At 41.9% G+C, this 22,775-nt stretch carries 24 protein-coding genes; 5 read left to right on the plus strand and 19 right to left on the minus strand.

Annotation, left to right across the window (positions count from 1 at the left end; translation table 11 throughout):
• Window positions 1-9: 9 nt before the first annotated feature.
• A complete protein-coding gene (locus UQ64_RS13675) occupies window positions 10-897 on the minus strand; it encodes a sugar phosphate isomerase/epimerase family protein (protein ID WP_060624016.1) in 888 nt (295 codons plus the stop codon).
• 123 nt (window positions 898-1,020) lie between these two features.
• Between UQ64_RS13675 and UQ64_RS13680 the strand changes: the two genes are divergently transcribed.
• Window positions 1,021-1,905: a helix-turn-helix domain-containing protein gene (locus UQ64_RS13680; RefSeq protein WP_060624017.1), complete on the plus strand. Its 885-nt coding sequence runs from the start codon at window positions 1,021-1,023 to the stop codon at window positions 1,903-1,905.
• 157 nt (window positions 1,906-2,062) lie between these two features.
• On the opposite strand, the gene UQ64_RS13685 is transcribed toward UQ64_RS13680, so the two are convergent.
• From UQ64_RS13685 to UQ64_RS13695, 3 genes are all read right to left on the minus strand, one after another.
• Window positions 2,063-3,223 carry a Gfo/Idh/MocA family protein gene (locus tag UQ64_RS13685; protein ID WP_060624018.1) on the minus strand — a complete coding sequence of 387 codons (1,161 nt, stop codon included), beginning with the start codon at window positions 3,221-3,223 and terminating at the stop codon, window positions 2,063-2,065.
• A 1-nt stretch (window position 3,224) separates the two neighbouring features.
• The gene (locus UQ64_RS13690) at window positions 3,225-4,325 is read right to left on the minus strand and encodes a LacI family DNA-binding transcriptional regulator (protein ID WP_209445800.1); all 1,101 of its coding nucleotides are present in this window, start codon (window positions 4,323-4,325) and stop codon (window positions 3,225-3,227) included.
• Window positions 4,326-4,436: 111 nt separating this feature from the next.
• A complete protein-coding gene (locus UQ64_RS13695) occupies window positions 4,437-5,312 on the minus strand; it encodes a LysR family transcriptional regulator (protein WP_060624019.1) in 876 nt (291 codons plus the stop codon).
• Between the two features lie 129 nt (window positions 5,313-5,441).
• On the opposite strand from UQ64_RS13695, the gene UQ64_RS13700 reads away from it, so the two are divergent.
• Entirely contained in the window at window positions 5,442-6,335 is an 894-nt protein-coding gene (locus UQ64_RS13700) for a DMT family transporter (protein ID WP_060624142.1), read from the plus strand.
• Between the two features lie 84 nt (window positions 6,336-6,419).
• Here the strand turns inward: UQ64_RS13700 and UQ64_RS13705 are convergent, their stop codons facing one another.
• The 4 genes from UQ64_RS13705 to UQ64_RS13720 form a co-directional block, all read right to left on the minus strand.
• Window positions 6,420-7,919 (minus strand): DHA2 family efflux MFS transporter permease subunit, encoded by a 1,500-nt coding sequence (locus UQ64_RS13705; protein WP_060624020.1) that lies wholly within the window; start codon window positions 7,917-7,919, stop codon window positions 6,420-6,422.
• A 243-nt stretch (window positions 7,920-8,162) separates the two neighbouring features.
• Entirely contained in the window at window positions 8,163-8,912 is a 750-nt protein-coding gene (locus UQ64_RS13710) for a stalk domain-containing protein (RefSeq protein WP_060624021.1), read from the minus strand.
• A 127-nt stretch (window positions 8,913-9,039) separates the two neighbouring features.
• The gene (locus UQ64_RS13715) at window positions 9,040-9,837 is read right to left on the minus strand and encodes a M15 family metallopeptidase (RefSeq protein ID WP_209445793.1); all 798 of its coding nucleotides are present in this window, start codon (window positions 9,835-9,837) and stop codon (window positions 9,040-9,042) included.
• Between the two features lie 12 nt (window positions 9,838-9,849).
• Window positions 9,850-10,755 carry a hypothetical protein gene (locus UQ64_RS13720; RefSeq protein ID WP_060624022.1) on the minus strand — a complete coding sequence of 302 codons (906 nt, stop codon included), beginning with the start codon at window positions 10,753-10,755 and terminating at the stop codon, window positions 9,850-9,852.
• Between the two features lie 235 nt (window positions 10,756-10,990).
• Between UQ64_RS13720 and UQ64_RS13725 the strand changes: the two genes are divergently transcribed.
• On the plus strand, window positions 10,991-11,524 hold the full coding sequence (locus UQ64_RS13725; RefSeq protein WP_060624023.1) for a PadR family transcriptional regulator: 534 nt from the start codon (window positions 10,991-10,993) through the stop codon (window positions 11,522-11,524).
• A 63-nt stretch (window positions 11,525-11,587) separates the two neighbouring features.
• Window positions 11,588-12,406: an SDR family oxidoreductase gene (locus tag UQ64_RS13730; protein ID WP_060624024.1), complete on the plus strand. Its 819-nt coding sequence runs from the start codon at window positions 11,588-11,590 to the stop codon at window positions 12,404-12,406.
• Between the two features lie 182 nt (window positions 12,407-12,588).
• Here the strand turns inward: UQ64_RS13730 and UQ64_RS13735 are convergent, their stop codons facing one another.
• The 3 genes from UQ64_RS13735 to UQ64_RS13745 form a co-directional block, all read right to left on the minus strand.
• Window positions 12,589-13,497: a hypothetical protein gene (locus UQ64_RS13735; RefSeq protein WP_060624025.1), complete on the minus strand. Its 909-nt coding sequence runs from the start codon at window positions 13,495-13,497 to the stop codon at window positions 12,589-12,591.
• A gap of 246 nt (window positions 13,498-13,743) precedes the next feature.
• Window positions 13,744-15,198: a DHA2 family efflux MFS transporter permease subunit gene (locus tag UQ64_RS13740; protein WP_060624144.1), complete on the minus strand. Its 1,455-nt coding sequence runs from the start codon at window positions 15,196-15,198 to the stop codon at window positions 13,744-13,746.
• Window positions 15,199-15,246: 48 nt separating this feature from the next.
• Entirely contained in the window at window positions 15,247-15,816 is a 570-nt protein-coding gene (locus UQ64_RS13745) for a TetR/AcrR family transcriptional regulator (RefSeq protein ID WP_060624026.1), read from the minus strand.
• A 162-nt stretch (window positions 15,817-15,978) separates the two neighbouring features.
• Between UQ64_RS13745 and UQ64_RS13750 the strand changes: the two genes are divergently transcribed.
• The gene (locus UQ64_RS13750) at window positions 15,979-16,410 is read left to right on the plus strand and encodes a DUF4395 domain-containing protein (RefSeq protein WP_060624027.1); all 432 of its coding nucleotides are present in this window, start codon (window positions 15,979-15,981) and stop codon (window positions 16,408-16,410) included.
• 18 nt (window positions 16,411-16,428) lie between these two features.
• On the opposite strand, the gene UQ64_RS13755 is transcribed toward UQ64_RS13750, so the two are convergent.
• The 8 genes from UQ64_RS13755 to UQ64_RS13790 form a co-directional block, all read right to left on the minus strand.
• On the minus strand, window positions 16,429-16,962 hold the full coding sequence (locus UQ64_RS13755) for a hypothetical protein (RefSeq protein WP_060624028.1): 534 nt from the start codon (window positions 16,960-16,962) through the stop codon (window positions 16,429-16,431).
• A gap of 64 nt (window positions 16,963-17,026) precedes the next feature.
• Window positions 17,027-17,467 (minus strand): NUDIX hydrolase, encoded by a 441-nt coding sequence (locus UQ64_RS13760; protein WP_082651123.1) that lies wholly within the window; start codon window positions 17,465-17,467, stop codon window positions 17,027-17,029.
• A 25-nt stretch (window positions 17,468-17,492) separates the two neighbouring features.
• Complete coding sequence (locus UQ64_RS13765; protein ID WP_060624029.1) at window positions 17,493-18,368, minus strand: serine/threonine protein kinase; 876 nt, start codon at window positions 18,366-18,368, stop codon at window positions 17,493-17,495.
• A 62-nt stretch (window positions 18,369-18,430) separates the two neighbouring features.
• Complete coding sequence (locus tag UQ64_RS13770; protein ID WP_060624030.1) at window positions 18,431-18,700, minus strand: PQ-loop domain-containing transporter; 270 nt, start codon at window positions 18,698-18,700, stop codon at window positions 18,431-18,433.
• Window positions 18,701-18,883: 183 nt separating this feature from the next.
• Entirely contained in the window at window positions 18,884-20,392 is a 1,509-nt protein-coding gene (gene pdxR, locus UQ64_RS13775; protein WP_060624031.1) for a MocR-like pyridoxine biosynthesis transcription factor PdxR, read from the minus strand.
• A 33-nt stretch (window positions 20,393-20,425) separates the two neighbouring features.
• Window positions 20,426-20,737, minus strand: a complete 312-nt coding sequence (locus UQ64_RS13780) for an AzlD domain-containing protein (RefSeq protein WP_060624032.1) — start codon at window positions 20,735-20,737, stop codon at window positions 20,426-20,428.
• Complete coding sequence (locus UQ64_RS13785; RefSeq protein ID WP_060624033.1) at window positions 20,734-21,477, minus strand: AzlC family ABC transporter permease; 744 nt, start codon at window positions 21,475-21,477, stop codon at window positions 20,734-20,736. Before UQ64_RS13785 ends, UQ64_RS13780 begins: the two co-directional genes overlap by 4 nt.
• A 148-nt stretch (window positions 21,478-21,625) precedes the next feature.
• Entirely contained in the window at window positions 21,626-22,729 is a 1,104-nt protein-coding gene (locus UQ64_RS13790) for a PRK06851 family protein (RefSeq protein ID WP_060624034.1), read from the minus strand.
• Window positions 22,730-22,775 lie beyond the last annotated feature (46 nt).

Below are 22,775 nucleotides of genomic sequence, written 5' to 3' on the forward strand. Positions count from 1 at the left end.
CCTCTAAGGTTACAGCGGATTAGGTACAAAGCTACCACCCCTGCATTGTTTTAAATAATTTAAAGCATGTACTTGTCCCATCATTTCCAGCTCATCCCGATAAACAGGATCATGCCAGCCTTCAATATCAATCGTACCTTTATAACCTGCCTGACGCAAAATAGAAATTACATCGGTCCAGTTCGTATCTCCAAAGCCCGGAGTACGGTGCCATACATAAGGATTTGGGCCATGAATACCATATTCTTTTACGATATCCCAAGCGATGGTGGCATCCTTACCATGTACATGGAAGATCTTATCTGTCCATTTACGGAGCTGCGGAATCGGATCAATCAATTGGACCATCTGATGACATGGCTCCCATTCGAGCCCAATATTATCAGCAGACACAGCATTGAACATCTTCTCCCAAGCTAATGGATTGTGAGCTATATTCCAGTCACCTGATCCCCAGTCTCCACCCATGGAACAGTTCTCGAAGGCAATTCGCAAACCACGATCCGCCGCTCTTTTGGACAACTCCCCAAACACCTCGGCAAACTTCGGAATGGATTCATCAATGGATACCTCTGGCAGCCTTCCTGTAAAACCTGATACCATATCCGTTCCGAACAAATGAGCATGATCAATCAGTCGCTCCCAGCTCGCGATTGCATCGGAATTATCACCAGTATTCGTCAAAGGATTGCCGAAGATCCCAACAGATGAGATCACGAAGTCATGTTCTGCTGCAAGCTCTTGCACACGCTTTCCAGTTTCCACGAGATCTGTTTCCCCTGTAGTTTGCCAGAAGGTTAAGCTAAAGGATTCAAATCCATGTCCTACAATTTGCGGAATCACTCTTACAGCATCGCCGCCACCCACTAATGTTCCAATTCGCATTGTATCCTTCATCTTGTGACCACTCCAATATTGGTTTATAGTAAGTTCTATAACCCGAGTATATACTGCTTATGAGCTTAAAACTCTCATTATCTTGTGTTTATATAGTCGTATCTTGTGGGAGTGGTGTGAAATATGAGTTATCCTAATGATCTTAAAGAATATCCTCAATTAGAAGAAAAAACGTATCCATTCCGATTATTTTTTAATGAATGCAAGAACGCAAAGATCGGTCAGAATATCCTGTATTTACACTGGCACGAGCATTTCGAAATCATCATTATGCAAGAAGGCAGCGCCATTTTTCACATAGACAGTAAGCCCTATGAACTGCATGCCGGAGAAGTACTGTTTGTTTCCTCTGGAGGATTGCATGTTGGGTACAGTCTGCGGGATGATCATGTTCGTTTTATCTCCGTCGTATTTCATAGTTCTTTATTTAAGGATTGGAAGCAGGATCCACAGCATGAGCAGTTTGTAGTCCCTTATTTAGAGAATCGTTATCAGCTACCGGTCAAACCTGCAGAGCTTGTACCTACCTGCTCCACTTATTATTCTCTTCTGGATACCATCGTTGATGAAGTGCTGCAGAAAGGGCCTGCTTTTCAACTGGTCATTAAGAATCAGCTGCATTTACTCTTTGTGCTGCTCGCCCGCACCTTTCTACCTGAACAAGTATTCAGTAGAACAAATGAGCGTCACTCCTTTAATCGCGAACGTTTTAAGCCACTACTAGAGTACATGGAGAACCATTTCGATGACAAAATGACCGTAGAAAGCGCCGCAAGATCCGTAAATCTAAATCCATATCATTTCTGCAAAACCTTTAAGAAGCTAACAGGACGAACCTTCATCGATTATGTTAATCTTTGCCGAGTAAATGAAGCAGAGCGATTGCTGCTCGAGACAGATTTTACAGTGACTGAGATTGCAGGGAGAGTCGGCTGCGACAATCCCAATTATTTTACCAAGCTGTACAAGCAGTATAAAGGTATTACCCCTTCAAGGGTTCGGAAATAGGAGATTCGGTCTTTGTTCACAAAAAAACAGCACCGTTTGCCTCTCGCAAACGGTGCTTTCTATAGGATTATTCCGTAGCAGTAAGCTCTAGCCTCCGCACACTTGCAAGCGCGGGAAAAGATTCTTCCACCATACCAGTACTCCATAGCTTGATAGATTACATCTCGGATATATCGACCCAGCGGCGCTGCTCAATAGAGCGTTCTACGGCTTCTAATACAGCTTGGCATTTCACTCCATCATGGAAATTAGGTACAGGCTGACGTCCTTCTTCAATCGCGTTGGAAAGCTCCAACATCTCGTGAATAAACGTATGTTCAAAACCAATCGTATGACCCGGCGGCCACCAAGCCTCCGCATATTCATGCGCAGGATCCGTGGCTAGCACACGCCGAAAGCCCTGTACATCCTCAGCATCTGAGCTTAAATAAACCTCGAGTTCATTCATTCGCTCGAAATCAAATTTCACACTACCGAGGCTTCCGTTGATCTCAAAAGAATTGGTAGAGCGATGACCTGCTGCGAATCTTGTAGCTTCAAAACTACCTAAGGCACCGTTATCAAAACGGGCTAAAAACAATGTGGCATCATCCACTGTAACCTTGCCCTTAGGTGCATCCTTATCACCTTTGGCACTTAATCCGGTCATTTCAGCAGCAAGTGGACGTTCTTTAATGAAGGTCTCACTCATGCCGATGACTTCCTTCACATCACCTACTAAGAAATGTGCCAGATCAATGAGATGCGCACCCAAATCACCATGTGAGCCTGAACCCGCAATCTCCTTCTGCAATCTCCACACTAACGGGAACTCCGGATCAATAATCCAGTCTTGCAGGAACCAAGCCCGAAAATGATAGATCTTCCCAAGCCGCCCGCTCTCTACTAGCTTCTTAGCAAGTCTAACCGCTGGTGAAAAGCGATAATTAAAACCAACCATATGTGTAACCCCTGCATCTTCAGCGGCTTGCAGCATTTCACGGGAATCCGCCAAGGTCAGCGCAAGAGGTTTTTCACAAAAAATATGTTTACCTGCTTTGGCTGCTGCCAGAGCAATCTCCTTATGTGCATTACTGGGAGCATTTATATCAATAAGATCAATATCCTCACGAGCGATTAGATCTTTCCAATCCGTAACACAATCCGACCATCCTAACTGAGTGGCAGCCTCTTCAAGCGCTTCAGCATTACGTCCACAAATCACAGACATCTCAGGTTTAAGCGCTTTCGGGAAAAACATTGGCAAACTGCGGTAAGCATTACTGTGAGCCTTGCCCATAAATTTATAACCGATCATTCCAATGCGAAGCTGTTTCATCTTATTCCTCCTTAGGATTCATAATTTTTGATGAAGCTCGTATAACTAGTTCTGTCGGCAGTTTAATATGGATGACTTGGGAGGACGATGATGTTTCAGAGGGGCTACAACCCAGTAATTCTAATACCTTAGTTACAGCGATTTCGCCCAGCTCATAAAAGGGAACACGCACACTGCTTAAGGCAGGTGTGGTAAGCTCAGCGGCATCCGAATCATCATAACCCACGATGGCTGGGATGTGATCCCTTGGGATACCTAGCTCCTGAAGACCTTGCTGCAATCCAATAGCCATTCGATCATTCGCGGCTACAATGGCATCAATCGCATTCAACAGAGGCAACATCTCCTTGGCAGCAATAACACCGCTTTTACGACTGAAATTCCCTTCGAATAAAAGTGAATCATCTAAAGGAAGGTTCGACTCCTCCAAAGCGCGTAAATAACCAGTTAAACGATCTCGACTATTCGAATAAGATGCTGGACCGTTTAAAAAGGCAATCCTTGTAAATCCCTGATTCAGTAAGTGCCTGACCGCTTGCCAGCTTCCTTCAACATGATCAGCATCCACCTCATGAAAAGCTTCCCCTTCAAAATGCTGATTAATCAGGCAATACGGATGACCTTCCTCCTTCAAACGGCGAAGTGAGTCTAGCTCACCTGGCTCTTCTTTGGCACCGAGTACAATACAAGCATCAATCTTCCGCATCTTAAACAATTCACTATAGTCCATGGGCTCTTCAGCATTTCGAAACAGCATTAACAGATCATAACCCTCTTCTCGCGCCTTACTCCCAATTCCACTTAATATTTCTGAAAAATAATAAGTGGAGAACCATCGAGTTTTTGGCAAATAAGGCATTACTACACCCAGGTTCCCACTCCTTCTACGAGCAAAGCTCTGCGCGAGTGAACTAGGGGTATATCCCAGCTGGAGAGCAGCTGCCAACACACGTTCCTTCGTTTCTTCCTTGAGCGGACCTACGTTGTTTAACACGCGAGAGACTGTGGCTTCTGAGACTCCGGCAAGCTCGGCAACCTCTTTACGGCTGGCGATAGAAATCCCTCCTACGAAAGCGCATTCATTAGATGTACGCGCGTACATTTTCTCATGAACCAAGTTCTTCGTCAATCGTTATTTTGGATATTTATAAATAATAAATCCCCTGAAATGAATCAGGGGATTTGCTCATTCGAAACCGTGTATTCTTAAGGTTCAGGGATTCCCCATCAACCACGCTTGTACATGCTTCAAGAATTTTTTAGTGGCAGGAGAAGCATATTTCATGGAATGTACAGCGATCCCCAGCGACCTGAAACTACGTTCCTCCAATTCAAGCATCGTTACATTATAATTCTGACGTGTTAATACAAGCTCTGGCAAAATACTAATCCCAAGCCCCTTCTCCACCATGGCCATAATGGCATAGTCATCGCCTGCTGAGAACTTAATATTCGGTTTGATGCCTGCCTTATCCAGCACACGTCTAACGTCATAATCTGAACCTGCCTTAGGAATGATGAAATCCTCTTTAGCAATTTGGGATAAGGACAGAAAAGGTTCAGCACTAAGCGGATTTTCTTTGGATACGATACCTAACATCCGGTCCTTTTTTAAGGGAATCACTTCGAACTTCTCTCGCGTAGGCAGAGAAATAAAACCACAGTCAACGACTCCAGCCTCGATCCATTGCTCAACCTCTAAGTAACCACCTTCCATCAACCTGATTTCAATATAGGGGTACTCACTGCGAAATTGCTTAATCATTCCTGGCAGCCAATGCACAGATACACTGGTGAATGTACCAATGGTTATGGTCCCGACCTCTAGCCCATGTATATCTGCTACCTCCTGCTTCAATTTTTCATTCCACTTTAGAATTTCACGGATAGGCTGTAGTACTTGCTCCCCATTTACCGTCAATTTAACGCCAGATCTATTTCTAATTAATAACGTGAAACCAAACTCCATCTCCAGGCTACTAATCGTGTGGCTAATTCCAGATTGCGTAAAACCCAGCACATCTGCTGCTTTTGTTAAGCTGCCTAGCTCTACAACTTTTAGAAAAATCTCATACTTATTAATGCTCAACCTTTATCCCTCACCTTTATATATTGCATAAGTTTTACTCATGTATCCTATGATAAACATTCAGTTACCTTATGTATAGAGCCGTATTATACTAAATTGAGTTGAAAATGAAGAAGGATGGATGAAGAGATGAAACCGCTCAAAGCTGAGCTGATGCTGTTATTTGTAACATTATTTTGGGGTTCCTCCTACATATTTATGAAGATGGGTTTAGGCACATTAGGCGAATTCAACCTGATTGCACTCCGCTTCGGACTTGCTTTTATATTAGCCGCAGTGATCTTCCACAAACGTTTAAGAAAAGTTGACATCAAAACATTGAAATATGGTGCTCTACTCGGATTCTTACTCCTTGGCGTGTTCACATGTATAACGTTCGGACTGAAGACTACAACCACCTCCAACGCTGGATTTTTAGTAGCCCTGACAGTCATTTTTGTACCGATATTAGATCGTGTTATTTTCAAAAAAAGAGTCGCACCTCCGCAAGTTTTCGGCTCCGTACTCGCTATAGCTGGAATTGGACTCCTTACATTAAACGCTACATTAAGAATCCAACCCGGTGACTTCCTCTGTGTTCTTTCGGCGGTGTTCTATGCGATACAGATCTTATTTACCAGCAAGGCGGTGAAAGAATGTGATTCACTGAATATTGGAATCTTGCAGTTAGGATTTGCCGGAGGATTTGCTTTAGTGTTATCGGCACTGTTCGAGACGCCTTCACTTCCTTCGACTTTACCGGCTTGGATAGCGATCCTCGCGCTTGGGATTCTCTGTAGTGCCTGTGGCTTCATCCTACAACCCATTGCTCAGAAATATACTTCCCCAACACGCACCGGACTGATCTTCTCCCTAGAGCCGGTATTCGCCGCGTTGTTTGGCTATTGGTTCGCCGCTGAAAAGCTATCGATGCAAGGATATGCTGGTGCAGCCCTTGTACTACTAGGGATTGTAGCATCGGAGCTACTCGGTAAAGTTAATTTCTTCCCTCAATGGACTCAGAAGAAACCAGAACATCTATAGGATGATTTTCTAATACAAAAGAGGCGTCGTTAGCTATGCAAGCTGAACGACGCCTCTTTATGTTATCTAGGATAATCGTATGAATTAATGTCCCATCATCATTGCTGCATCCGCCTTCTGACCCTCTTCGGAGGAGGAATCAGTTGAAGGAAGCTTCGGTTTGCGCAGGATAATACTCATGAGTACACCGACTACAGCTATACAGCCAGATAGGAAGAATACATCATCAAAGCCTAGAACTGCAGCTGTCAAAGGATTGCTTCCTGCTTTCAATGCTCCCATATGCACAGTAATTTGACTTGTCAGATAACCCGTCAAGCCTGCTACGGCAAAAGCCACAACCACCTGCTGTGCCGCTGCTGTAAGCGATGTGACCCGGCTCACCAATTCACGCGGCGCTGCATTCAGAACATGTGTATTGAGTGGCATCATCGCTATACCCATCCCAAATCCTAATAATGCAAGATACAACATAATTGTGTTTAAACTTGTTGTAATCGTAATCCCTGATAGGAGGAATAAGGTAATCGTAATGATGCTCAGACCCACAAATGCCAGCGGTCGTGCCCCTATCTTATCAAACAATTTACCACCAAGCGGCATGCCGATTACACAAGCTAAAGCTTGCGGAAGCAGAATTAGACCCGTCTCTAGTGGTGTATAAGCCCGAATCTGCTGTAAGTATAGCGGCACGAACAACATGGAACCAAACAATGCGGCTTGCATGACCCATGTTAAGATAATGCCGCGGGTGAAATCTGAGGAACGAAAGACGCGCAGATCCAGCAATGGTTGTTTGTGCCGCAGTTCAACGATTATAAATAGAATCAGCGCAACACCTCCAACAGATAACCCGAGAATTGCTGGAGTCGATGACCAACTATTAGCCCCACCTTCATTTACTCCATAAGCCAGCATGGAGAATGCAATCGGAGCCAGTATAATGCCTAGTATATCGAGGTTACCTTTACCGATCTTCTCCGTCTTGGGTAGATACTTAACACCAAGAATAATACCAACAATCCCAATCGGCACGTTAATCAAGAAGATCCAATGCCAGCTAACATATTCAACAAGCCATCCGGACAATATTGGGCCAAGTGCAGGCGCAAGCAACATGGGAATTCCTAGCATCCCCATAATCGACCCTCTTCTTTCTGCTGGAGCCAGCTTAAAAACCATAGCCATCCCTATGGGAGCAACCATCCCCCCACCAAGACCTTGGATCACACGAAAAATAACAAGCTGCGAAGAAGTTTGAGCTACGGAACATAACATGGAGCCAAGAATGAACAACGTGAGCGTCACCAGAAACACCTGTTTTGAACCGAAGCGATCTGTCATCCAGCCTGCGAGCGGTATTACAGCCGCTAAAGCTAATGTGTACCCTGTAATCGCCCACTGAATCGTTTGGAGATCGGAGCCGAAGTAGTCCACGAGCTTGGGAACTGCTACATTAACCACCGTACCATCCAGAATAACCATAATCATACCGACGATAATTGCAAGAAGCGGGGGGATGATAGCTCTTAGCGAGAATGGCTGTTCTTCTGTGTGGCTACTCCCAGTTATTGATTTTTTCATCCAGTGCTCCACTCTTTTCTCTAATTTAGTTAAATGCTTTAACGATTATTTCAAATTTTAATTTACCTTCGATGAAGGCGAAAGTCAACAAATAAAACCCTTTTTTACAATAAAAATACATTGCAATCTCAGAATGTTTATTGAAACGCAAAAAAGACTATGCATGGTCCCAATAAGAAATTTCTTCTTAAGGAACGCACGCATAGCCTATTGCATTAAACTATATCATTAATATTCTCCAGGTTAAATGGAGGGCAGATTTCCCTTTAATTCAACAATCTTACCAGACTTATCAAGAACAAACTCAAGGGATGCATCCGTTACAGCAAAGCCAAGTACACATTGTATTGACATTTGATCTTCTTTTTGAATACTTTCAGTAGACTTTATGCCATGATAAGTACCAGCTCGTGCAGTAAAATCAGCCCAATATTTCTGTAAACCCGTTGTGGAAAGCGAACGTTTCATTTCATCACTAAAGAATCGATTCTCTAATTCTTGAAATTGTCCAGTGCTCAGCAGTCCCGCTATCACGCTTGCTGTAACCTCGGGCGCATATACTTCCACTAGATTAGCGTCAGCATTATAGGCGGTCACTAGTCCTACACTAGTGAAAAAGGAGAGCGGAACATATAAGTGTTCCTTCCTAAACACAACATTATCCTTAAAATCTCTTTTCTCAGTATTATTAATGGTAATGTGGTCGTCTCCTACTTTATATTCAATCTTTTGTTTGACTCCGCTTAATGTAATGGTGTCCGTACTTTTTTGATAAGTGGTTTGATATTTTAAGATGCTTGCTGCCTCTCTAAGGGGAAGCATGACTGTAGAACCGTTAGGATAAGCTGAATATTGATCTAATTTCAGAACCTGACCATTCAAGACCACCTTTACTTCACTAGAATCTGCCCAAGCTGTAGAATAGGTAGTTCCACCAAATCCATTTACCAATAACAGTACACTTAATACAACAACAACCGCGATTTTGTTCATCCGTTCGAAACCTCCCTTTTTTTGACTATTAGTATTATGTGCGTTTCCAGCATCTGCTAATCCTAATGGTAGTAAAGCTCAACAAAAAAAGTGAATCGCTTCTTTCATGGATATTCAAGTTTCTAGGTTATTCTACCTTAAAGTCAAAGTATTGTTTTGGATAAGGTTCCTTGATCAATGTAAAATGCCACCATTCCTTGCTGTAAGGTTTAAATCCCTGTTTTACCATCGCCTCTTTGAGGATTGCCCGATTTGCTTTCTGAGTCTTGTTGATTAAGGACGTATCGTAATTGGAGATGTCTCCGAAAAAATCAAACGGGCTGCCCATATCTACTTCAGCTCCCGTTTCTATATTTACGATCGTTAAATCGACGGTGCTACCTCTGGAATGTCCAGATTTTTTAGCGATAAAACCAAGTTTAAATAGATTACGTTTATCCAGTCGCGGATAATATTGCTGTTTCATCTTAGTATCTGCGGCATTCTGCGACCATCTTACAAAATGATTCACTGCCGTCTGCGGGCGATAAGCATCATAAATTTTAAGGATATAGCCTTTGTTCGCTAAATCCTCACTTACAGCCTTCAAAGCCGTTGCCGCTGTCCGCGAGAATATCGCTAAGGGCGCCTTGTAGTCATCAATCCGCTTCCCCACAAAATTATTATCCCCGTAATAACGAATCTCAAATTGTGCGGTAGGAATCACTTCATCCAGATAGACAAAACCTTGCGGTAAATGGTTCTTCTTCTCCATTTGCATCTGCTGTAGCACGGAGTCTGTTGAAGAGCCGACATAAGCAGCATCAGCACTGCCCATAAATATAGTGTTTGTCCACAACAACAGCACAACTGCAAAAACTGCGACTCTTGTTCCTCTAGAACCCAATCTCAATTCATCCAGCCTCTTCTCAGTTGTTGTCTTCACATACTCAAATAATTACGAGTTTACGGTTTCAACTAGAAATTTTTCTATTACAGGTGTAAATTTATTATTCGTGGAATTAAGTAATTGTAGTAGCTTTTCTAAAATCGAAAGAATTCTAGTATCAACTTTTCTATCTTTTAGTGCATCCTCATACGCCTTTTTCACTTCTGGTTTGATAACTTGCTCATCATAGTCATATGCAGGTGTATTACTACTTCCATATAATAAGCGAGACGTTGCAATGAGAAGTTCTTTTTGAAGAGCGGTTGAACGGTTAGAAGCAGGATATTTCGTCACAAAATCCTCTATTGCAAGCGCTCTATTCGTTAACTCGGCCCATGGAATTACAATCGCTGCATCAGATACACTCGGTTGATTAGATTCTGTGGCCATAATGTCAATATAAGCTGCGATGTCTTTCGTAACATATGGCTTAAAAGTCTTAAAACCCTCATAATGCATTACCGGATAGTACATGCCCTCACTGGTCTCCAACTTATATCCCTTATCACGGCCTTCTATTAACACATTACGTACGTTGGAATCTTTAATCGTATTAAGGAGTGAGGTATAAGTTAGATTTTTGCCTTTGGAAAAAGCATTATTTATCTCTTTCTGCACCTTCTCCGGAAAAACCTTTTCTGAGTATACAGATAAATGAGCTTTTTGTGTATTCTCTAGCTGAAGAGTCATCTGTGTCGCTGTCCATTTATCCACTTCATCAATATGATTAATCAAATAATTACGTGCGTTAGCAAGAAATGTTGGCTTCTGTACATACTGCTGGAATTGATTATAGACTTTTACAGTTTCCGTTGCCGTTGCGGCAAGTACTGGTTCAATGCCCAAAGTACTTAATCCTGTCACTGAACCAAGGGCAATAGAAATACTTAACAAGCCGGTTTTTTTCCAGTTCAATAAATAACCTCCCTTTTGCCATATATGTAATTGTACTTAATATTTAGACATACGGGAATAACCTGAAACTAATTGGTTCATAGTACCCATTCCAAACAATTCCCAAAGTGCACGAGGTTTATGAATTTGATGAAGTCTCTTGTATCAAAATAATATATATTGACACAATATATATTGAACCGATATATTATAAGTGTGGTATACAAATATTTCTAAACTACAAGGAGGCTCTATTTTGAACAGTCAGGATGTTATTTTAGGCATGCTTATGAAAGAATCGAAGACTGGTTACGAAATAAAACAGTTATTGGAGAATGTATTCTCTAATTTCTATAGTTCTAGTTATGGAACGATTTATCCTACACTTGCTCGAATGGAAAAGGAGGGTTTGATAACTAAGGAAAATGTGCAGCAAGAAGGCAAGCCTAATAAGAATCTTTTAAATATCACGGATAAAGGAAGAGAAAGTTTTAATGCCTATTTATTAGCCCCACTCGAGGCAGACAGTATTAAGAAATCTGATTTTATGATGAGGTTATATTTTGGAGAATTTGTTGGGTATGACAAGGTGATTATTTGGTTGAAGCAAGCACAAGAGGAATCACAGAATAAGTTAGATCAATTACTTGACCAGTATTCACTTTATAAAGATGAAATGCATCCAGCACAGATCATCTGCATCCAAATTGGTATAGAAGAATATAAAGCAAAACTCAGAATCATAGCCGAAGGTTTGTCAAACATGGAGCAGATAGTGCTTACGAAGTAAGTTTTGTATTGTACGCACCAAATGAAGCTGTAACGCTCATAAAACTTTTAGGAGGAATTGTTAATGAAAACCATTTTTATAACGGGTGCTTCGTCTGGCATTGGGAGAACTACAGTAAAACATTTTGCTGAAAGAGGATGGAACGTCGTAGCCACGATGCGTTCTCCTGAACAAGAAAGTGAACTTATCACTCTTGATAATGTATTGGTATTAAGACTTGATGTTGAGAAAGTAGATACGATTCATTCTGCATTAGCGGAAGCAATTAATCGGTTCGGTAAAATTGACGTTCTTCTCAATAATGCTGGTTATGGAACAATGGGTCTTATAGAAGTAGCTACAGATGAGCAGATCAGAAGACAGTTTGAAGTGAATGTTTTTGGTCTTATCAGTATGACTAAAGCTATGTTGCCACATTTTAGATCTAATCAAAACGGTTTGCTGATCAATATCTCTTCTATGGGAGGGAAAGTAACCTTTCCTACGATGTCTCTGTATCATTCAACTAAATTCGCCGTAGAAGGTTTTTCTGAATCCGTATCTTATGAATTAGCTTCACAAAACATCAAAGTAAAGTTAATTGAACCAGGTGCTATTCAAACAGACTTTGGTGGAAGATCGATGGAGTTCTTTTTTAATGATGCATTAACAGATTATAAGCCCTTTACTACTGCATTTTTAGGTAAATTGGGTGAGATGGAAAAACAACCTGCGTACGCTTCGCCTCCAGAAATTGTTGCGGAAACCATATATCAAGCCGCCACAGATGGGACAAGTCAATTCCGATACGTTGTTGGAGATGATGCCAAAATGCTCATTCATATGAAAGAAAATACAGATGAAGAAGAGTATCTGACTAATATAGCCCAGCATTTTTCTTAAAAAGAAGTTAAGTGGCGGACACTTCTCGGTTTTCTGCTGGGGAGAGGTCCCACTCTCATCTATTGCAACCCTATGATCATAACCAAAGGGGTACATAATCCGCTAATCAAGCTCCATAAAAAAAAGCAGTTCAATGTGGTGTTGAACCGCTTCTTTACATTAGACTACTTTAAGTCAAATAATTATTTTGAATTTATGGTTTCATTTAGAAATTTTTCTACTTCAGGTGTAAATTTATTATGTGTAGAATCAAGTAATTTCAGCAGCTTTTCTAAAATTGTAACGATCCTACTATCTCCTGTGGCATTCTTCACCGCCGCTTCATAGGCTTGTCTGACTTCTGGATCAATTACTTGCGGATCATCACCATATACAGACGTGTTGCTTACTCCATATAATAAATAACCGGTCGCATTTTGAAGCTGTTGTTGAATAGCTGTTGACCGGTTCGAAGAAGGATATTTCGTCACAAAGCTCTCCATCGCAAGCACTCTATTTGTTAAATCTGACCAGCTTATCGCAACTGCCCCATCCGATAAACTCGGTTGATTGGTCTCAGTAGCCATAATATCAATGTAAGCAGCGATGTCCTTCGATATATACGGCTTAAATATTTTGAAGCTTTCATAATTCATCGTTGGATAATACATACCCTCACTGGTCATTATTTGATAACCCTTATTCGAGCCTTCAATTAATACGCTGGACACTTTGGAATCTTTGATCGCATTGAGTAGGCCAGTATACTTAAGACTTTTGCTTTTAATATAGACACTATTTATCGCTTTCTGAACATTCTCTGGATAAACTTTTTCTGAGTATGCACGCAAGTGTGCGTTCTGTGCATTCTCAAGCTGTAGCGTCATCATTATCGCTGTCCAGGTATCCACTTCATCGATATGGTTAATCAAATAATTGCGTGCATGTGCAAGTGATGCCGGCTTCTGTACATATTGTTGAAATAACTTATATACACTTGTGGATTCTTTCGATGTTGCGGCAGCTACAGTGTTTGTATGTATGCTCCCAAAACCACCCACAGAACCTAGTACTATAGCAGCGCTTAATAATCCAACTTTTTTCCAGTTCATTGTAAGATCTCCTTACGTCATTTTTTTATGTAATTGTACTAAATAATTCGAAATTACGAGTATCAATAGTGTAACTTAATCGACATCTACCCTTCACATAAATTAAACCCACAAGCAAAATAAAAATCCCCTCCGATCAACAGTGTTAAGTCCATAAGCTCATGAACTTTAACCACTGTCTACCGTAAGGGGATAATACAAAATGTTACCTTATAGTAATCTTTTTTTGTACGATAATCTTATTTATTAGTGCATTGGTGTATTCATTTTATGATTAACAACTACTCTTTTCACGAAGAAAGCAAGGATTAGACCCACTATCGCCATACTCATTCCGAAAATAAATGCATTTTGTACACCTTGCGTGAACGCAGGCAACATATTAGCTGGATCGGCAGGATCGGCCACAGTCTTCATATAACTCTTAGAGCCTGCGGACATAATGCTGACAGCTAATGCAGTACCGATCGCACCAGCAACCTGCTGCAATGTATTCATGATCGCTGTACCATCTGGATATAATTCTAGCGGCAGCTGGTTAATTCCGTTGGTTTGTGCAGGCATAAATACCATCGACACACCAATCATAAGCGTACTGTGAAGTACGATTACGAATACGACCGTAGAAGCTACAGTAATACTGGAGAAGAACCATAAAGCAGTAGCTGCAATAATCAGACCCGGAATAACGAGCCATTTTGGACCATATTTATCGAACAGACGACCCATGATTGGGGACATCAATCCGTTAATAATCCCCCCTGGAAGTAGCAGCAAGCCTGCCTTAAACGCTGTATATCCTTGACCCTGTTGAAGATACATTGGAAGAATCAACATGGAGGATAGGATAACCATCATACAAATAAATACCATCGCCACACCAATGGAGAACATTGGATATTTAAAAGCACGCAGATTAATCATAGGCTGCTTCATCTTCATTTGGCGCAAACCGAACAACAAGAGTGATACCACACCTACTACTATAGCTATGATTACTTTTGGACTTCCCCAACCAGCTTCTTCACCGGCGCTACTGAAACCAAACACGATACCACCAAACCCGATTGATGATAACACTATGGAGAGGATGTCGATCTTCGGCTTCGTAACCTTCGTTACATTTTGCATGAAGAGGATCCCGAATATCAATGCGATCACCAAGAATGGAAGTGACAGCCAGAAGATCCAGTGCCAGCTAAGGCTTTCAATTAGAAGACCAGCAACAGTAGGACCGATCGCTGGCGCTACCATGATAACCAAACCGATCATCCCCATCGCAGCCCCACGTTTTTCAGGAGCAATGATGATAAGGATGGTATTGAACATTAGTGGTAATAGGAGCGCAGTACCCATTGCTTGTACCACACGAGCTGTTAATAGGAACTCAAAACTAGGTGATACTGCAGCTAGAAACGTTCCAAGTATTGAAAAACATAATGCAGCAACAAACAACTGTCTAGTCGAGAACCACTGAAGCAACATACCCGAAATCGGTACTAGAATTCCCAGTGTAAGCAGATAAGCCGTCGTCAACCATTGTGCTGTCGCTGGAGTAATTTGAAGGACATTCATAAGATCACTTAAAGCTACATTTAGTGCGGTTTCACTGAACATTCCGATAAATCCTGCAAGTAGTAAAGAGACTAGAATCGGAATGGTTTTAAACTTCTTTACTTCCTTTTGTTGCTTTCCTTGCATAGTCGCTTCCACTCTTAATCCCCCTGATGTTCTTATCTATTTCTATCTCTAACCAAGTATTGCTGGGATAATCTTCGCCGCCGCGAGAAGCGGCTGTTCATCCCGTAAAGTCAGCGTCTGAAGAAGCGCTCCTTCAAATAATGAGACTATTACTGAAGCCTTATCGGCTGCAGTGTTGCTCTCCACACCTTCTTCCAGAAGGCGTTTCTTAATCACATCCTGCAAGTCCACAAACACAGATTTACATGCAGTCCGCAGCTCCTCACTAATACAAGAGGTCTCCGCCGCTAACCAAAAACTAAATGGAACAATCCCCTCAAATGAAGATTCTACTGCATCCATAGCCATGCCGAGAATGAAATCCTCCATTGCTTCAGCCGCACTATTGCTGCTCTCCATATGACAGTTCAGCTTCTGTGCGACTGTTAGACTAGTCCGGTTAATGCATGTTAAAGCCAGCTCTTCTTTACCGTGGGGGAAGTAATAATAAAGAGATCCCTTCGGTGAATCGCTATCTTTAATAATCTGATTCAGTCCTGTTGCATGATATCCCTGAGAAAAAAATAATTTCGAAGCGGTGTCCAGAATCGCCTCACGCGTATTCGGCTTGTTCGACAAGCTGACACTTCCTTTGCATTATAACAATTGGTCTACATAATAAAACCATATTTTAAAGAGATATGTCAACATATAAATTACTTAAATTCAAAGTAATCTACTTCCCATTCCCTCAACCTCAGCGTATACTATAATTATTCCAATGAGAAAGGTGTGAATAATATGCAGAATATGTCCAAAGGAATTCCTCGGCCACTAGTAAAGACTAATCAGGCGTTCATCATCATTTCAGTTATATTAACATGGCTAACAGGACAGCACTGGATACTTGCGCTGCCCTTGATCGCCGGATTACTCGGACTCTTATTCGGTTATAATCCCATAATTAAGCTAGCAGCTAATTTTCTTACAAAAGAACGTTCGCACTATGTACTCGAAGACTGGTCACAACAACAGTTTAACCAATCGATTGCTGTCTTCTGCCTAGCAGGTGGTCTGATCAGCTTCATCGCTGGCTGGACGATTGCTGCCTATATTTTCACTACACTCGTTGCAGTAGCGGCCACTGTTGCGATTCTTGGTTTTTGCATCGGATGTTTTATCCATTATCAGTGGAGAATGTACAATTACAAACGTAAACAGAGCACAAATTAAATCGGCAATCCCTTACCTTTAATCCCGTTCTTCTCCAACAACATCCCAGCGATGGCGAAATTTTAGTAGCCTTGGATGGAGTGATGAAGGGGCAGATGGCAACAATAACCGAATCTTTACAATCCACTCTTCAAAAGAAGAATATGACGCAAACTGATTCGCCACCTCAGGCGTTATATACAAAAAAATCGGCGAAGGATAGATTTCTGCAAGATGCCGAAGCGCAGAATCAAGCGGAGTATACTTCTTTCGCTTCCCCTCCAAACTCTCTACCGTGACAAAGCTACGTCCTTGCTCTCTTTTCCATTCATGCAGCCGGTCCTCACGCTTGTAATAAGCGCTCACCGGCTCTTTGGTCATCCGTCTCACCGTTTCTTCATGTAGTGGATATAGCACCAGCTTAGTGAAACGCCGATCTGATGCCGTCTTTGCCGCGACTTCAAGCTCCTGATCTGTTATATGTTCAAAAGAATCGTAAAACACTAACGTTCCTTTACGTTGTTCAACCGGTGGCTCATAGCCGTAGGGAACATGTTGAATGTCTCTTTTCAATAAAATCCCTCCTGCTTGTTCTATTTATTAATCATATCATGTGACAATAGCAGGGCTATCATTCTTATCTTGCATCTAAAGACAAACTGTTGATGAAATCCTGAACTTTTGAAATCAGAGTTGGATAAATCAAGGGATAAGTCAACTCTGTTGGTATCTCGGTATATCCTTTGATTTCTGCCATCTCATATGGAGGGAGCTCAGCAAATCGTTCCACATTAGCGAAATACAGCTTTCCAAAACTCCCGGGTGCATCATCAATAATGACCGTATATACAGCTATAGGAACGATAGAGAATTGCTCAGCTCCAGTTTCTTCATATAATTCTCTAGCAGCAGCCTGCTCCGGTGTTTCGCCAACCTCTATATGTCCTCCGGCAAACTCCCACGTCGAACGGTTCTGATGTCTAACCAAGATCCATTCTTCACCATGCTTAACCATAATAACAACGTACTCTAGATCAACTTCGTTTTCTTTTTCCAGATTAAACAAGTTTACCTGCAATTCTATCCCTCACTTCCCACATCCCTCAAACAATTCCTGCTCTATCCCAAGCTAATTTAAAATCGGCTACACTCTGATACCGATGCTTCCGATCCACGCTAACCGCTCGTAAAGCAACCTCGTAGTGTGCTTGGCTGGCTTCCCATTTTGCAAACGATCGGTCGGAAGCGCCCCCTAAAAGAACAAATGCTGTTGCGCCCATGTTGAATACATTTGTAACTTCATCAATTGGTGCACCCAGCGCAAACTCTTCCGGTGACTTGAATCTGGATGAGCCCCAGAAGTTCTCTCCCAGATCATTTACAGTAGGCTTAGGTCTATAATAATCAATATCACAAATCCTTGTTTCATCGTTCTCAAAATTATAAAGAATACTTCCATCATAAAAATCAACAGCTACATAACCTTGCAACTCTACATGTTCATGGAACGAAAAGATTACGTCTAAGGACGCTAAACGTTGTTCAACAGTTAATTGCTTATAGCGGTAAAAAGGCGATTCCGGATGGCTCAGCTTAGCTTCACCCGCAAACAGCCAATGCGAATGCAAACATTCACCAGCAAACCATTCAAACACCGCTGCATATCCCGCTCCAACTTCAAAGTGTGAGACCAGATTTATCAGCGATTTAGATTCAAGTTCGTTATACAACGGGATAGCTTCAATTAAACAGCTAACAGCATCCAAGGGATTGCCATCGTAAGTTAAAGGCTTTGCCCCAGCAAATTTCACAAAATACTTTTGACCCTCCTTCTCCACACCAAAAGAAAGGTTTCCGGAGTCCTGCTGATCGAATACTTTGAACACCTTACCAAGTTTAGATAACCAAGCAAAATCACAAGGCGCTTGCAATTGAAAAGTAACAGCATCGATTTCATATGTAAAATATTTTCCGCTCAAATGTACCTCCACAATTCACTAACCTAAGTTAGCTCTATTTTTATAAAGATTCTTAACTTCATTCATGATCTTATTCGATATTTAATCACCAGAATAATAACCAGTAACACTACACATAAGGACATCGTATTCGTAATTAAAAAAGCTAAACCTACTCCCGTAACCGCTAAACTGATCGCGTAAGCTTCCATTAGACTAATTCCGAGCAGCATAAGAAAATACGACTTCAAATTTAAATCGGCTACGGATTTTGATTTAAGGATTTGAATAATTTGAGGAATCCATCCCAAAGACAGGATCACCCCACCTATTAATTGCATGATTGCAAACATATGAGCACCTCCACGGATTTTATTACTGTTGTATTCCGGGCGGCTCCGTCTGGTTCCAATCTATATTAAAATAACATAAGAACCTCCAGAATTAGAAATAACTTCACCTTTCATTATGAATGCCTGAAGGCCGAAACTATAGAGGGATCCTGCAAGTTATATGATAAAGTTCCAACTTTACTATTACAAATGACTTCTACTAACTGTCGCTTCTGTTTCGGCTAACATCAGTCTGTTCACACCCATCTTAATCTGATTCTCAGAGAGATTAGAATAGCCGAGTAGAAACACTGGCCCCTTAGGTTTACTCCCCAGAAAATAAGAAGATGCAGGATAAACGCGAACTCCGTAACGGAGCGCCACTTCAGCAATACGATTCTCTTCGGCATCCGACTCCAGCTCAATCAATAAATGTAGTCCCGCTTCCTCGCCATAATATCGCACACGACTCCCAAATTCAGTATTCAAGCTGTTTACAAGACAGGCTCTACGAGAGGCATACAGCTTTCCCATTTGTGTAACATGCCTTGCATAGTGACCATTCTGAATAAATTCTGCTAACGCTTCCTGATCCAAAGCAGAAGACATGCGATCTGTGATCCATTTAACAGCCAAAAAAGGTTGAAGCAAAGCCGGAGGCAACACAACATAACCTATCCGCAGAGAAGGAAATAATACTTTACTAAAGCTACCCACATATATCACTCTGCCTTCTACATCTAGACCAGCAAGCGCGGATATTTTCGGACCCTCATACCTATATTCACTGTCATAATCGTCCTCAATAATAAAAGCTTGATTAGCTTTGGTCCAATCCAACAGCTGAACCCTTCGTTTCAAGGACAGTGTCGTCCCAAAAGGGAACTGATGAGAGGGCGTAACATAGACTAGCTTTGGAGATTTTATAAGATTGGCTTCTTTATCGTTATCACTGTTGGTTTGGAGTTCTTCCACACAGATGCCATCTTGATCTACCTTAACAGGGATGACCTCTGCCCCAGCAAAAGAAAAAATTTCACGTACAACGCTATGTGATGGATCTTCGACAATGACATGATCACCTTTAAATAAGAAAATCCTCGATAAAATATCGAGTGCTTGCGTAGCTCCAGAAGTAATCACGATTTGTTCCGGAACAACGGGCATAGATCGTGTGGAACGTAGTAACCGTGCAATCTCACGGCGCAGTCCCAATGAACCTTCCGCGGGACCATAACCTAAAGTATCCGGTGAGGCGCGGCGGCAAGCATTCATTAGAGCTTTTTGCCACTGATCCATAGGAAACGCGTCCCAAGCAGGCACACCATGCCGAAAATCACAGAATACCGGGTTCAAATGATCAACTTCACTAGTCAGAGGAGGATTAAGCGTAAGGAAATCAGGTCCCTTTGTTATAAAATTGTAAGGGCTCTCATAATCTTTTGTAACTTTCTCTTCCAACGTCAACTCCGCAATAAACGTTCCCGCCCCTTTTCTCATCTCTAGATACCCTTCTGCCTGTAGTAGCTCATAGGATTGAAGGATCACACTTCTGGATACTCCAAGCTGATTGGCCAAAGTTCTAGACGGAGGCAGGGGGTCACCCCCAGTTAAAGCTCCAGAATGGATAGCATATCGAACTTGCTCGTAAATTTGACGGCTAAACGGGATCTGTCGTTCTTTATCGAGTGTGATCAGCAAATCATGCTTCATATGAGGTCCTCCCCTTCTGTTCCGACTTTTGATTTAAAAATAAAGGGTTAGCATTTTTACGAGTATTGCTGCGGAAACAGAGCCTAGAATCACGAGGAGCAGCGGAATTTTTCTAATTAATACCAGTATAACAGCGACAGTCCCTGCTGCGATACCCACAAGATTAACATCTGGGTCTACCTGAATGATTCCAGGTACCGTAAACGCACTAAGAACCGCTATAGGCAAATACTCCAGCAACGCTTCGACTTTGGAAGAACCATTCGTATGATTCGTAAGCAGCAAAGGCACAAAACGAAATAAAAATGTAATAACAGCCATACCTATGATGATTAATATAGTCATACGGATACCCCCTTCTCCGCTTTGACTTGCCCTTTAATTAAGGAACCCACTGCCATGCCGATCAACATAGCTATAAGGATCGAAGAGTTTCCCAGCAATGGGTTCAGTAGCCAAGATGATCCTGCAGCTGATAAACAAATAGCCATATTCCGTAAGCTGCCTTTCAATTGAGGTACAACAAGTGCAATCAGCAAGGCATATAATGAAGTGTTTAGTGCCGGTAAATATAAAGCTGGGATATAGGAAGCAAGAGTTATCCCCGAAGCCGTTGCTATCAGGTTAGCGACATATGGAGGGATTTGTAGGCCCAACAGATAAGGAAGTCCTAAGAGCTGGTTCATTTTTTCATTCTCCGTTTTACGATTTGCTTCTTCTCGAGGGATCATACTAACTGCATACACCTCTTCTGTTAGACTGAAGCCAATCCAAGTTCTCGCTAGTACACTGATATTACGATTTAGCTGCCCTCCAAAGGATAAGCTGATAAACAGATATCTTAAGTTAATGATCAGGGTAAGCAGTAAAATCACTGGAGCGGCTGCTCCTGCGGCAAGCATTTTCACACCGATAAATTGACTAGCCCCCGCAAATACGAGCGCTGACAATAAGAATACTTCCAGACTTCCTAGACCTAACCCCTTACCGACCAATCCAAACGTAAAGCAAGCTGGGATAAATCCTGCAACAATTGCGACAGAATCTTTAAGCCCTGTTCTAAACATCTCTTTCTGATCATTCATAAGTTTCTCTCTCCCTTATCGTTGTTACTAGAGAGAGCATACTTGGATACAGATCCAGTGGAAATAACCGCATTGGTGCGTATGTACCATACCAATTTCTTTTCTCGCAAAAAAGGCCGCCCTCTAGAGAGCGATCTTAAATGAAGGATTAAACCTCCAGTGGACTTTCAACAATCTCGTTGATTTCGTCTAAAATCTGCGATTTAATCTGGTCTACACGATCAAAATCCACGGTTGAAGTATAGATTTGCTTTAACGCGACTAGGAATACTTTTGCGTCTGTCAGATGTTGTGTGGATTGTTTCATGGTGCTCGAATACCGCTCTTTAATGCCGGCTATAGCTTCGGAATATTCTTCATCTGTACCGGGCTGTATACAGCGGGAATACATATCGACGATCTCGTCGGTGTCTCGATCTGGATAGTATTCATGTGGAGCCGTGCTATCAAAAATAGCAAATCGAAGCTCACGCACTATAATCATATCAAGGCTATTTGGATCGAAGCCACAGTGGTAAATTTCAACATCGAAACCACGCTTGATGCCTTCAGCCGCTATTTTCTTCAACAGTGTAGATTTTCCGGAGCCCGCACGTCCTTTAACCAGATATCTTTTTAGTCCTGAGGTTAGATTAGGAACAAAATCCACTGCCCCCTTAGGCGTCGCCGCACCTAAAAAACGATGATCTACCCGGCTGGATTTTTCAGATGTCTGATCATCATACAGATGCTGAATATACTCCTGTGTCAGCTCATCGGCTGCTTGAAAATTCATTTTCGCGATATAAATCGCTTCCCATTCGTCATGAATGCGAAGAGCTTCAGCAAAGCCAGCATAAGCCAATTCATGTTCTTGTTTAATGGCTCCGACTAAATTATCGATTTCCAACTTCTGCTGGCTCAACTGGAACTGATCAGCGACCTGCTCCAAATCTACGAATACGATGGACTCTTCAGGCAGTTCAGGGTTTATTACACGCGGAGCTGTTCCATCCACAATTCCTATATTTAATTTGGGAATAATCACACCGTCGAATGAATCGTTATCTGATGCAGTGTGGATGAACCAGATCTCATAGCCTTGTTGATTCAGCTGCTCTCCGATTTCTCTAATCAGTTTGGTCTGCTCCGTACCTGGGCCTCCTTTTAAAACATACAGACGAGTTAAACTTTGCAATGACGACTCATAGAGGCTGTAAAAGCCGTGAGCCGTATTGCCGCCAGCAAAGAAATTGAGGATTGTTCCGTTCATAATCGCACACCTTTCCGGGCTAATGTCATGGTTCATATTTCATCGT

Origin of the sequence: Paenibacillus etheri (assembly GCF_001012825.1) — a bacterium.
GTDB lineage: Bacteria > Bacillota > Bacilli > Paenibacillales > Paenibacillaceae > Paenibacillus_AQ > Paenibacillus_AQ etheri.

Bases quoted from the DNA above. Each gene is read 5' to 3' on its own strand.
- UQ64_RS13705 (WP_060624020.1), bottom strand. From the start codon at position 7,919: ATGAAAAAATCAATAACTGGGAGTAGCCACACAGAAGAACAGCCATTC.
- UQ64_RS13675 (WP_060624016.1), bottom strand. From the start codon at position 897: ATGAAGGATACAATGCGAATTGGAACATTAGTGGGTGGCGGCGATGCT.
- UQ64_RS13710 (WP_060624021.1), bottom strand. From the start codon at position 8,912: ATGAACAAAATCGCGGTTGTTGTTGTATTAAGTGTACTGTTATTGGTA.
- UQ64_RS13740 (WP_060624144.1), bottom strand. From the start codon at position 15,198: ATGCAAGGAAAGCAACAAAAGGAAGTAAAGAAGTTTAAAACCATTCCG.
- UQ64_RS13680 (WP_060624017.1), top strand. From the start codon at position 1,021: ATGAGTTATCCTAATGATCTTAAAGAATATCCTCAATTAGAAGAAAAA.
- pdxR (WP_060624031.1), bottom strand. From the start codon at position 20,392: ATGAAGCATGATTTGCTGATCACACTCGATAAAGAACGACAGATCCCG.
- UQ64_RS13735 (WP_060624025.1), bottom strand. From the start codon at position 13,497: ATGAACTGGAAAAAAGTTGGATTATTAAGCGCTGCTATAGTACTAGGT.
- UQ64_RS13685 (WP_060624018.1), bottom strand. From the start codon at position 3,223: ATGAAACAGCTTCGCATTGGAATGATCGGTTATAAATTTATGGGCAAG.
- UQ64_RS13730 (WP_060624024.1), top strand. From the start codon at position 11,588: ATGAAAACCATTTTTATAACGGGTGCTTCGTCTGGCATTGGGAGAACT.
- UQ64_RS13780 (WP_060624032.1), bottom strand. From the start codon at position 20,737: ATGACTATATTAATCATCATAGGTATGGCTGTTATTACATTTTTATTT.
- UQ64_RS13690 (WP_209445800.1), bottom strand. From the start codon at position 4,325: ATGTACGCGCGTACATCTAATGAATGCGCTTTCGTAGGAGGGATTTCT.
- UQ64_RS13750 (WP_060624027.1), top strand. From the start codon at position 15,979: ATGCAGAATATGTCCAAAGGAATTCCTCGGCCACTAGTAAAGACTAAT.
- UQ64_RS13700 (WP_060624142.1), top strand. From the start codon at position 5,442: ATGAAACCGCTCAAAGCTGAGCTGATGCTGTTATTTGTAACATTATTT.
- UQ64_RS13770 (WP_060624030.1), bottom strand. From the start codon at position 18,700: ATGTTTGCAATCATGCAATTAATAGGTGGGGTGATCCTGTCTTTGGGA.
- UQ64_RS13785 (WP_060624033.1), bottom strand. From the start codon at position 21,477: ATGAATGATCAGAAAGAGATGTTTAGAACAGGGCTTAAAGATTCTGTC.
- UQ64_RS13790 (WP_060624034.1), bottom strand. From the start codon at position 22,729: ATGAACGGAACAATCCTCAATTTCTTTGCTGGCGGCAATACGGCTCAC.